This window comes from Glycomyces sp. NPDC049804, assembly GCF_040674615.1.
In the GTDB taxonomy this organism is placed as follows: Bacteria; Actinomycetota; Actinomycetes; order Mycobacteriales; family Micromonosporaceae; genus Glycomyces; species Glycomyces niveus.
In genome coordinates, this window is sequence record NZ_JBFAMQ010000007.1 from 272,027 (window position 1) to 284,313 (window position 12,287).

A 12,287-nucleotide genomic window follows, 5' to 3' on the forward strand; every position below is an offset into this window, starting at 1 on the left:
GAGGCGGCCGCCCCGACCGGGCGGTCGCCTCCACAATGGGCGATGTGAAGGCCTGTCGCACCTCCTGTGTAAGTTGGCCCCCATGCCGAACCCCGTGCTCCCCGAAATCCCCGCCGATTGGCAAGCGCTGCTGCTGCCGCGCCGCGGACGCCGGCAAGGCGACCCCGTCTCGCTCGACCTCGAAGCCCCCGCGCGTGTCAAAGCGCTCCTGGACTGGTACGGGCCGAAGCTGCGGGAGGCGCTGGCGAATCCGCTCAACGCCCCGTGCGCCGCGGCCGGGAACGCCTATCTGGACGGCGAAGCCGACCCGCGAGGCGCCGCCGTCGCGGCGGCCATGCTGGCGGGAGGCACGAAGCGCAACTCCGCTTCGATCCTGCGGCCCGAATTCGACGCCTGGGCCCTGGAGCACGGCCTGCCGTTCGCCGTCTGCGCCGCGGTCCACCGGCTGACCCTCTCGAGCAGACGCGAGTACTACCGCTACCGCGATGACGAGGTGGCCGACATCCACCTCGTCGACGGGAATCTGGTATGGCGCCGGTACTTCGGGATCGGCCAGGACGCCCACAACGGCATCGCCGTCGTCCGCGGCCTGCTCGCCGCGGCCGCGGATGACGAGTACGCGGCCGTGGCCGCCGCCGTCGCCGCCCACCGGGGCACTCCCGCCCAGCGCCTCGCCGCCCTCTTCCTGCTGCCCGGCGAAAGGGACTGGGCCGCCGAAACCTGCGCGGAGTACCAGCAGACCCTTGCCGTGGGCTACCACCGACCCGATCCGATGCTGTGGCTGGCGGTCGAGGACCCGGCACTGCTCGCGCGGGCCGGCCTCACCGCGCTGCCCGCCGACGACTGCCCGCCCAGTGTGGTCGCCGCGATCGTGGACAACCTCGGACCGGGGAGCCTGCCGATGCTCACCGAGACGCTGCGCCGCAAGCCGAAAGCGGACGAGCGGCGGACACTGCTGCGCGCCGTCGCCTGCCTGCCGACCGACGCGGCGATCGACTACCTCACCGGCCGCCTCAACGAGCCCTTCGTCGCGGAGGCCGCGGCGGCGTCCGCCGAGCGGTTCCCCGCCGCGTTCCTCGGCAGAGCCGTGCGCGCCAAGGGTTCGCCGCGCCTCGCCGCGATCGCCCGCCGCCTCGACCCCGGCGCCCTCGCCGAGTCCGAACGGGCGGACGTGCAGCGGCTCATCGCCGCCGCCCACCCGGTCCCCGAGGCCGACCCCGCCGCGCTGCCGCCGCTGCTGACCGCACCGCCCTGGACCGTGAAGCGGCCCAAGCGGAATCAGGTCGTCATCGCCGGGCTCGTCCCGCCGGACGTCGCGCGGCTGGAATGGAGCGATGCCGAACGCGCCGAACGGGAGTCGTACCGGCCCTTCCACAGCGAGGACACCTGGAGCCGGCGGCTCGAGCGCCACGGCGGCGAGTACGTCCTCAGGTACCCGGCCTTCTACGCCGAGGCGCCGATGGAGCTGTCGCGCCCCCTCTTCGAGCAGTGGGACGGCGCATGCGGCTACACCATCGGCGACGAGCTCCAGCAGATCCTGTGGCGGTTCGGCGACGAGGCGATCGACCGGATCGCCGTCGCGCTCAGGACCCGGACCGAGCGCCACGCCGCGCTGCCGCCGATGTTCAGCGCCGCGGCCGCGCGTCTCGCCGCCGACTGGTTCCTGCGACTCAAATCGGCCCGCACCAGCGCGATTCGCTGGTTCGAACGCCACGGCCTCGCCGCGGTCCCGATGCTCGTCCCCGACGCCCTCGGCACCGACAAGAAGGCCCGCCCGGCGGCCGAGGCCGCGCTGGTGCACCTCGCCGCGCGGCACGGCCTCGATGCGGTGGCCGCCGCCGCCGAGGTGTTCGGTCCTGAGGCCGCGGCCGCGATCCGCGAACTGGTCGACCGCGACCCCCTTGAGCCCCAAGGCAAACTGCCGAGCACGGACGGGCTCGCCGACCCGGAGCTGCTGCCGCAGGTCATGTTGCGCGGCGGCGAGCGGGCGCTCCCCGGCGCCGCGGTGCCCCACCTGGTGACCGTGCTGTCGCTGACCAATCCCGACCTGCCGTACGCGGGAACGGAAGTGGTCGCCGATCTGTTCGACCCGGCCTCGCTCACGCGGTTCTCGTGGGCGCTGTTCGAACTGTGGATCGCCTCGGGCTCGGAGGCGAAGGGCAATTGGACGCTCCTCCAGCTGGCCCGGTTCGCCGACGACGACACCGTGCGCCGCCTCGCCCCGATGATCCGCGAATGGCCCGGCGAGGGCCAGCACAAGCGCGCGGTGACCGGGCTCGCCGTGCTCGGCGCGATCGGCACGGAGACCGCGCTGCGGGCCATCCAGGGCATCGCCGATCGCGTGAAGTTCAAGGGGCTCAAGGAGGAGGCGCGCCGCCAGATCGACGCGATCGCCGCCGAACTCGGCCTCACCCGGGACCAGCTGGCCGACCGCCTGGTGCCCGACTTCGGGCTGGGCGAAGCCGGCGCGCTGGTGCTCGACTACGGCCCCCGCGCGTTCACCGTGGGCTTCGACGAGCAGCTGAAGCCGTTCGTCGTCGACGGCGCGGGGAAGCCCCGCAAGAGCCTCCCCAAGCCCGGCGCGAAGGACGACACCGAGCTCGCGGAGGCGGCGTACCGCCGGTTCTCCCAACTGCGCAAGGACCTCCGCACCGTCGCCGCCGACCAGGTGCGCCGCCTCGAAGCGGCCATGGTCGCGCGCCGGACCTGGACGCCGGCCGAGTTCCGGCAGTGCTTCGCGGAGCACGCCTTCATGGCGCACCTCGCGCGCCGCGTGCTGTGGGTCGCTCACGCCCACGGCGCGCAGACCGCGTTCCGCCTCGCCGAGGACGGCACGTACTCCGATGCGGCCGACGACTCGCTCGACCTCCCCGAGGACGCGGTGATCCGGCTGGCGCACCCGCTGCACCTGGACGAGGCGGCCCTCACCGACTGGGGGCAGGTGTTCGCGGACTACGAGATCCTGCAGCCGTTCCCGCAGCTCGGCCGCCCGGTCATGCGGTTCACGGAGGACGAGCTCGCCACCGGCGAAGTGACCCGCTACGACAAGGTCCAGGTCGAGACCGGCGCGCTGCTGGGCCTCACCGCGCGCGGCTGGATCCGGAGCCACCCGGAGGACGCCGGCGTCGAACCGGGCCTGTACTACCCGCTGCCCGGCGGCGGCTCCCTCGTCATGCACGTCTCCGAGGGCTTCTGGGTCGGCGCACTGGAGAACATGCCGCCGCAGACCTTCGAGCTGCAATGGTCCACAGGGGAGTACCACGACACGGTCGACGGCGTGCGAGCGCAGTCTGTCATGGAACGAGTCGATCCGGTGACGGCCTCCGAGATCCTGCTGACCCTCGACCGCCTCACCGGCGGCCGCACGACGGGAAGCTGAGCGCATGTACGACGCCGCGAGCGAAACGCGGTTCGCCGTCCCCGCCGAATGGATCGAGCGGTCCCTGGTCACCGCCCGCCCCGGCAACGGCGTCCGCTACCCGTTCGAGCCCGGACCGGAGACCGCCGCGTGGTTCAGCGACCTGGTCGCGGAGCACCGGGACGCCGCCATCGAGGCATGGGAGGACCCCGAGTCCGATCCGGACCTCGCCGAGAGCGCCTTGGGCTACCTGCGCGGCGAGGCGACCCCGCTCGGCCTCTCGCTGGTCTCCGCGCAACTGCGCCACGTCCGCAGCCGCCTGGTGGACTACCACCACCGCGACACCGTCCACTACCGGGAGGAGGTGGAGGCGTGGACCCGCCTCCACGGCCTCGCGTTCGCCGCGGCCGCGTTCGTCGAAGGGCTCTCGCACGACCAGGTCTGGGGTGCGGAAGGCGAGTTCCCGCGCCGGGCCCCGGCCGCGTCGAAGGGCAACTGGTCGATCTGGATGCGGCCGACGGGGCCGGTCCCGCGACTGCGGGCCATGATCGCGAACGCCGGCCCCGACGAGTACGCGCGCGTCGTCGCCGCGGTCGGCGACAGGCGCGGCACGCCCGGACGGCGGCTGGCCGCCGCGTTCCTCCTGCCCGACGAGCACGAGTGGGTCGACGACGCCTGCGACGACATCAAATCCGGTGCGGTCGAAGCGATCTCGCTGGAGGGCCCGTGGCGGTTCGTGGGAACGCCGGACCACTTGAAGCGCCTGGGCCGGAAGAAGATCAACATCAGGGACCTGAACGAGGGGACCGTCCCCGAGCTCGTCGCGAACCTCGGCGCCGACGCGCTGCCGGTCCTCGTGGGGACGTTCACGTACAAGAGCATCGGCGGGACCGTCCGCGCCAAGCTGTTCGACGGCATCGCCGCGATCCCGAGCGACGAGGCGATGGCCCACCTGCTCGACCGGATCGGCGAACCGCAGGTGGTCGAGGCGCTCGTGAAGGCCGTGTCCCGCTTCCCGCTGCGGGCCGCGCGCCTGACCCCGCCGCGCCTCGCCGGCTACTCGGCGGCCGACCGGTGGAAGCTCGCGGGCGTCCTGCGCCCCGCCGTCGACGCCGCGATCCTCGACTTGCTCGAACCCGATGCGCGCGAAGCGGTCGAAGGGCTGCTCGGCGCCGGCCCGCTTCCCGAAGCGCCCGCCGACCGCCTGCCGCCCGTGCTCGTCAGCCCGCCGTGGCGCGAAGCCCGCAAGACCGCCGAGCCGCTGCACGGCCTCGAGCCGCCCACCGGAGTCACGCTGCATTGGGAGCCTGCGGAATTCGAGCGGGCCATGGCGATCCGGCCCGCCTTCCGCGAATGGGACGAGGACGCCTACTGGGCCGAGGTCGTCGGTGACGTCCGCAACCGCGCCGCGCTCGAACTGCAGTCGGTCGTGCTCTCGGAGCTCGCCCGCGGCGGAGTCGCCGTCGCCGACGCGGTCGTGGAGAAGATCGCCCGCAAACCCGCGTACGGCGCCGCGCTTGTGCCCGTCCGCAGCGCCAAGGCCGCACACCGGGCCGCCGACTGGCTCGTACGCCTCAAATCCGGTCGCGTCCACGCCCTCGACTGGCTCGACCGCCACGGCGCCGACGCCGCGCCCCTGCTCACGCCGGCGGCGCTCGGCGGCGACAAGCGGACCCGCCCGGCCGCCGAGGCCGCCCTCCGCTGCGCGGGACGGATCGCCGGGCACGAAGCGGTACTGGAAGCCGTTGCGGCCCAATACGGTCCCGACGCCGTCGCCGCCGTCCGCGACCTGCTCGACACCCCACCCGACGTGCCGCTCGGCGCCGCCCCGAAACCGGGGGCCTGGGCCGATGCGCGCATGCTGCCGCCGGTGACGGTGAAGGACGGCTCGGCCGTGCTCCCGCACGAAGCCGTCGTGCACCTCATCGCGGCCCTGTCGCTGTGGTCGCCGCGCCTGCCCTACCCGGGCGCCGAGGCCGTCCGCGACCACTGCGACGCCGAGTCCTTGGAGCGCTTCAGTATCGCCCTGTTCGAACTGTGGCTCTCCACTGGAGCCCCCTCGGCCGACTCCTGGGCCGTCGACCAGCTCGGCTGCTTCGGGACGGACGCCACCGCGGTGCTCCTCGACGGCCATGTCGACGACTGGGCCGGCCACAGCCACGTCGACCGCGCCCGACTCGGCCTCACCGTGCTCGCCCACATCGGCACCGCGACCGCCTTCGCGACGATCCACCGCTTCGGGAGCCTCGACAAGTTCCCGGCCACCACCGAATTCGCCCGCGGTCTCGCCGCCCGGCTCGCGGCCAGACACGGCACCGACCCCGAGACCCTCGCCGACCGGCTCATCCCCGACCTCGGCGTCGCCGACCCCGAGATCCTCGCCATCGACTACGGCCACCGGCAATTCCGCGTCCGATTCGACGAACGCCTCAACCCGCGCCTGATCGACCCGTCCGGACGCGAACGCAAGACCCTCCCCACCCCCGGCGTCCGGGACGACAAGGCCACCGCCGACGCCTCCCGCAAGCGGTACAAGCGGCTCCTCGCCGACCTCGAACGCCTCGTCCACCACGAGGAGGCCCGCCTCGAGAAGTCCATGATGGACCGGCGGACCCGTACCCCCGCCGACTTCCGCCGCCTCGCCGCGCACCCGGTCATGTCGACCCTCGCAAGGCGGCTCGTGTGGGCCGCCGACGACGGCCGGAGCGTCAGGGGCTTCCGCGTCGCCGAAGACGGCAGTCTCTCCGATGTGGACGAACACCGCTTCGAGCTGCCCGAAGACGCCCGGATCCTGGTCGCCCACCCCGCGCTCATTCCCGCCGAAGTCGCCGCCTGGACCGAGATCCTGCGCGACTACGCGATCCTCCAGCCCTTCCCGCAGCTCACCCGCCCCGCGCTGGCGTTCACCGAGGACGAGCTGGCGACCGGCCGACTTCGGCGGTTCGAGGGCCGCGCGGTCCGGCTCGGCGCGCTCGCCGACGCCGTCCCGATCATGCGCCAGTACCGCAGCCCCGACGACCACGAGTACGTCCACCCGCTGGTGCGCCAGGTCCCCGGCGGCTGCCTCCTGGTCGACATCGACCCGCCCGTCACCGACTTCAGCCCCGACCCCGACGGCCTGCACCGCCTCGTCTCAGTCCACTTCGCCACGACCGCGAACCGCCATCCCGACTACGCCGAGCCCTTGCCGGGCAAGGCGATCGACCCGGTGACCGCCGCCGAGGTCCTCGGTGCGCTCACGGACGCCTGCGCTCCCTGATCCCAGTGCGCACCAAGTGAACCCCGTGTCGTACCCGGTTCCTAAGCTGTCGCCCATGACCGAAACCGAGACTCCCTCAACCGCCCTCCCCGACGAGGACCGCCTGGCCTTCCCCCCGACCTGGAAGCGGTTCGTGCAGCCGCGTCGCGGCGACGCGAAAGTACGCAAGGTCAAGCTCGACCCCGAGGCCGGGCGCGAGTACCTCGCAACGCATCTGGCCGCGCTCCACGAGCGCTTCGCCGCGGAATGCAACGAGGAGGTCCGGCCCGCAGCGACGGCCTTCCTAGAGGGGAAGCCGGACGTGCTCGGCGCGGCGGCAGTCCTCCTGCTCGCCAACCCCTCCACGAACTCCTCGCCCGCGAAGCTGCGGCCGCTGTTCGACCTCGTCGCGCACGAGCACGGCCTGCCGTTCGCCTTCGCCGCCTACGTCGAAGCCCTGACCTTCGACTCCGTGCAGCACGGCAAGCACGCCGTGGGCCTGGAGCGGCGGCCGCTCAATTCCTACAACTGGTCCCGATACCAAGAGCGTCAGGAGATCCGCGACCTCCGGGCGATCGCGGCCGCCGCCTCGGACGAGGACTACACCGCGATCACCGCCGCCGTGGCCCCGTGCCGGACGGACCCCGAGCACCGGCTCGCGGCGAGCTTCGTGCTCCCCGACGAGCAGGGCTGGATGGCGGAGGTCTGCGACGACTACCGCGCGCACCAGACGAACTGGTCCGTCTCGCGGCTGCTCCTCGAAGTGGTCGCGTCCGCCGAGCACCTCGCCGCGCTCGACGTCGCCCTGCTCGGGCGGTACTGGGTGCCCACCGGCGAGATCGCCGACCTCCTGCACCGGCTCGGCGCCGAGGCCCTCCCGGTGATCGAACACTATCTGGAGGGCCACAACTACACCGACGAGCTCAAGACCCTCTACCGGGCGCTCGCCGCGATGCCGGGCCGCGAACCCCTCGGCATGCTCCTCGACCGGATCCGGGAACCGCACGTCATGGGCTTCGCGATCGAGGCCGCCGCGAACTTCCCGAGGCGCGCCGTCGAACTCATCGCACAGCGCGCCCCCGAAGCCGACGAGGCCGAGCGCGGCCGGCTCTCCGCGATCCTCCACAGCGATCCGATCCTCATCGACACCGTACTTCCGCTGGCCGACGAGGCGACCCGCGAGGCGCTCGCCGCACTCACCACCGGGCGCGAAGCCGTCCCCGAGGCCCCCGCCGAGGCCGTTCCCGCGCTGCTCGCCTCGCCGCCCTGGACGGCCGCCACGGATGCGTCCGCACCCGTCGTCCTCAAACTCGACCCGCTCCCCATCAGCACCGCCACTTGGGCTGAAGGCGAACGCGAAGCCTGGTCCTCCCTGCACCACCACGCCTTCGAGCGGCACCGCGGGCACGAGGAGTGGACCCCCGACCGCTGGACCGAGGCGACCCGCGAATTCGACGCCCTGGACCCGCACGACCAGGCCGTCATGCTCGCCCTCGCGCCGCCGGAGACCGCCGCCGAGCTCCTGCCGCGCTGGAAGACCAGCGGCCGCTACTACCGCGTCGAACTCCTGCAGCGGCTCATGGCCAACCTCGGCGCCGCCGCGGTCGCACCGGTGGCGGCGTCGACCGTCGTCGACGCCGAGGACCACCGCATCCTGATGCTGCCCTTCGCCGACCTCGCCGGCGCCCGCTACGCCGCCGATGCCCTCGTCCGCCTGAAGACCATGCGGCCCTTCGCGATCAAATGGCTCGACCGGCACACCGCCGACGCCGCCGCGCTGCTCGTCCCCGACGCGCTCGGCAGGCCCAAGAAGCTCCGCGCCGGCGCCGAGGCCGCCCTCCGCTACCTCGCCGCGACCCACGGGCCCGACCTGGTGCGCGAGGCCGCCGCCCGGTACGGCGACGAAGCCGCCGCCGCGATCGGCGCGCTCGTGGACATCGACCCGCTCATGCCCGTCGGCATCCCGATCCCCAAACCCGCACCGTGGGTCTCGCCCCTGCTGCTGCCGCAGGTGCTCCTCAACGGCCGCGAACACGCGCTCCCGCACGCCGCCGTCCGCCACCTCGTCACCGTCCTCGCCCTCGGCACGCCCGAGTTCGAGTACCCCGGCGTCGCGGTCGTCGCCGCGGCCTGCGACCGGACCTCCTTGACCCGCTTCTCGATCGCGCTGTTCGAGCAGTGGCTCACCGCTGGCGCCCCCTCCGAGGACGGCTGGGCGCTCACCCAGCTCGCCCACTTCGGCGGTGACGAAGGCGTGCGCCTCCTCCAGCCCCTCGTCGCGAAGTGGCCGGGGGAGAACCAGCACAAGCGGGCCGTCACCGGCCTGGCGGTGCTCGGCGCGATCGGTACCGAGGCCGCGCTCCGCGCGATCAACCAGATCGCCGAGAAGGCCAAGTTCGCCGCGATCAAATCCGAAGCGGCCGACCAGATCCAGGCGATCGCCGCGAACCTCGGCCTCACCGCCGAACAGCTCGCCGACCGCCTCGTCCCCGACTTCGGGCTGCGCGACGAGGCCGCGCTCGTCCTCGACTACGGTCCCCGCCGGTTCCGCGTCGGCTTCGACGAAGCGCTCAAGCCGTTCGTCACCGACATGGACGGCAAGCCCCGCAAGAGCCTCCCCAAGCCCGGCGCGAAGGACGACGAGCTCCTGGCCGACGCCGCCTACAAGCGGTTCGCGGCCCTGCGCAAGGACCTCCGCAGCGTCGCCGCCGACCAGGTCAAGCGCCTCGAACGAGCCATGGTCCAGGGCCGCACCTGGACGCCCGCCGAGTTCGACGAGCACTTCGTGCAGCACCCGCTCGTGTGGCACCTCGCCCGGCGCCTCGTCTGGATCGCCGATCACGGGCCGACCCGCACCGCGTTCCGCCTCGCGGAGGACAAGGGCTGCAGCGACGTCGACGAGAACGAATTCGCGCTCCCCGCCGACGCCGCCGTCCGCCTCGCCCACCCCGCGATCCTCGACGACGTGGACGCCTGGGCCGAGATCCTGGCCGACTACGAGGTCCTGCAGCCCTTCCCGCAGCTCGCCCGCCCGGTCATGGCCTTCACCGACGAGGAGCTGCGCACCGGCCGCCTCGAGCGGTTCGAAGGGATCGCCGTCCCCGTCGGCAAGCTCCTCGGCCTCACCAGCCGCGGCTGGGAACGCACCCCGCCGCAGGACGCCGGGATCGAACCGGGCATGTTCTGCGAGCTCCCCGGCGTCGGCTACGTCGTGTTCGACCTCGACCCGGGCATCACCGTCGGCTATGTCGAGATGTACGACACGCAGGAGCTCCGCCAGGTCGTCGTCTCGCGCAACGCGATGCACGGCTGGGGCGTGCCCGCGCCGAAGACCGACTTCGGCCCGGTCGACCCGGTGATCGCCTCCGAACTGCTGTCCACACTGGCGAGACTCACCGACCAGGGCTGAGCCGACGCCCCCGGCCCGCCGCCTGTTCGAAAGGCGGTGGGCCGGAAGCGTGTCGCACCCCCCTCTTATGCTCATGCGAGACGATCCCGCCCCACGAAAGCAGGCCATGGCCGAACACCTTGCGCCACAAGAAGAACGACTCGACGTGACCGTCCAGTCGCCGTCTTCCGGACTCCCCGTGGCGGCGCTCGAAGACCTCCCGAAGGTGCTCGTCGCCCCTCCCTGGACCGAGAAGCGCAAGAGCACCGCGCCCCGCGAGATCCCCGGGCTCGAAGCCCCCGCGCCGCAACTCGTCAGCCGCGGCGACGAATTCGAGCGCGCCCTGGCCCTCGAACCCGACTTCGTCGAATGGGACCCCGACACCTACTGGGACCGCATCGACGACGACCGGGTCTACGGCTACCGCCACGGCTTCGACCTGGCCGACGGCATCCTCTCCCAGCTCGCCCGCTGCGGCCCCAGACTCGCCGACCAGGCGGTGGAGCAGCTCCAGAACCTGCCGTGGCACGCCGCCGCACTGATGCCGATCCGCAGCACCCCCGCCGCGGCGCTCGCCGCCCACTGGTTCCTGCGCCTCGACGCCGGACGCGACGCCGGCCTCGCCTGGTTCGACCGCCACGGCCTCCACACCGCGGCCCTCCTCGTCCCGGAGGCCTTCGGCCCCAAGGTGTACCAGCGCACCACCGCGCGCGGCGCGCTCCGCCTCCTCGCCTGGCGGCACGGCGCCGAAGCCGTCGTCCAGGCCGTCGGCGTCCACGGACCCGAGGCGGTCGCCGGCGTCGAAGCCGTCCTCGCCGACCCCGACCGCCCGCTCCTCAACAACCCCACGGCGGGTGCCGTGCACGGCCGCAGCGACCTCCCGCCGGTGCTCACCGCCGACCGTGCGGCGATCCTGCCGCGCCAAGCAGTGTCCCACCTGATCGCCGTGCTCTCGCAGTGGACGCCCCGCACCCCGTACCCCGCCGCCGAGACTGTCGCCGAGGCCTGCGACCGCGACTCGCTCACCCGCTTCTCGCTCGCGCTGGCGCGGAAGTACCAATTCACGAACTGGACGATCGGCCAGCTCGCCCGCTTCGGCGGCCCCGAGGCCGCCGAGCTGATCGAAGCGAAGGTCAAGAAGTCCGGCGCCCGCCAGATCGCGCAGACCGGCCTCGCCTTGGAGGCCCTCGCCGCCCTGCCCGCCGACATCGCGTTCCCGGCCCTCTACCGCATGTCCCGCGGCAAGCTCCACGAGACGGTGCGCAAGGCCGCCGCCGCGAAGGCCGCCGACGTCGCCGCCCGCGTCAAGTCCGAAGTGGAGCCGCTCGCGGACCGCGCCGCGCCCACCCTCGGGCTGGACGATCCGGCGCGGCTCGTGCTCGACTTCGGACCGCGCGCCTTCCACATCAAGGCCGACGAGCGGCTGAGGCTCCGGATCGCCGACGACACCGGGAAGCTCAGGGCGCGCCTGCCGCGCCCCTCGCTCCGCGACGACGCCGAGACCGCCGCCGCCTCGACCGCGCGGTTCCGCAAGCTCACGAAGGACCTCGCGGCCGAGCTCGCGTTCCAGGGCGACCGCTTGAAGGACGCGATGCTGGCCAGCCGGATCTGGGACGCGGACGGGTTCGCGCGCCTGCTCGCGAACCCGGTACTCGCCTCGCTCGCCAAGGGCCTGCTGTGGATCGGCGAGACCCCCGCTGGGCCGCAGGGGTTCCGGCTCGCCGAGGACGGCAGCTTCGCCGACGTGAACGACAAGCCGCTGGAGCTCGCCGAGGGCGGCCGCGTCCGCCTCGCCCACCCCGCGCTCCTCGGCCCCGATCTTCCTTTGTGGACCGAGGTGTTCGCCGACTACGAGATCCTGCAGCCGTTCGACCAGCTCGCCCGCCCTGCCCTGACCCTCACCGAGGAGGAGGCCCGCACCGGCGTCCTCGAGCGCTTCTCCGGCGCCACCGCCACGTTCGCCGCGTTGCGCGAAGTCCTCGACTGGAAGCGCCTGTACTGGGACGAGCCCGACAAGCCCATCGAACACGCATACCTGTTCGCGCGCGAGCTGCCGCGCGAGCGCCTGAACGCCGAGAGCGCCGCTGTCGTCGACAACGCGCACCTCCTCGCCGAGATCGACCCGAGTCCCAACTACCGCGATCCCGACCCCGACCGCCGCCACCGCATCATCTGGGTCTGGTTCTCGCCCACCAAGAACCGCCGCCGCGGCGTTCCGACCCTGCGCGGCGACGCCCTCGACCCCGTACTCGTCGCCGAGATCCTCGCCGGCCTCGGCCGCGCCACCGGCATCAACCACTGAC

The 12,287-nt window shown here is 73.0% G+C and carries 4 protein-coding genes; all 4 read left to right on the top strand.

Annotated elements, in window-relative coordinates; translation table 11 throughout:
- The first annotated feature begins 82 nt into the window (after window positions 1-82).
- Window positions 83-3,379 (top strand): DUF4132 domain-containing protein, encoded by a 3,297-nt coding sequence (locus AB0K52_RS14215; RefSeq protein WP_363531225.1) that lies wholly within the window; start codon window positions 83-85, stop codon window positions 3,377-3,379.
- Window positions 3,380-3,383: 4 nt separating this feature from the next.
- Window positions 3,384-6,617, top strand: coding sequence for a DUF4132 domain-containing protein (locus tag AB0K52_RS14220; protein WP_363531228.1), 3,234 nt, complete (start codon window positions 3,384-3,386; stop codon window positions 6,615-6,617).
- Between the two features lie 55 nt (window positions 6,618-6,672).
- Window positions 6,673-10,005 (top strand): DUF4132 domain-containing protein, encoded by a 3,333-nt coding sequence (locus AB0K52_RS14225; protein WP_363531231.1) that lies wholly within the window; start codon window positions 6,673-6,675, stop codon window positions 10,003-10,005.
- A 73-nt stretch (window positions 10,006-10,078) separates the two neighbouring features.
- A complete protein-coding gene (locus tag AB0K52_RS14230) occupies window positions 10,079-12,286 on the top strand; it encodes a DUF4132 domain-containing protein (protein WP_363531234.1) in 2,208 nt (735 codons plus the stop codon).
- Window position 12,287: the final 1 nt, after the last annotated feature.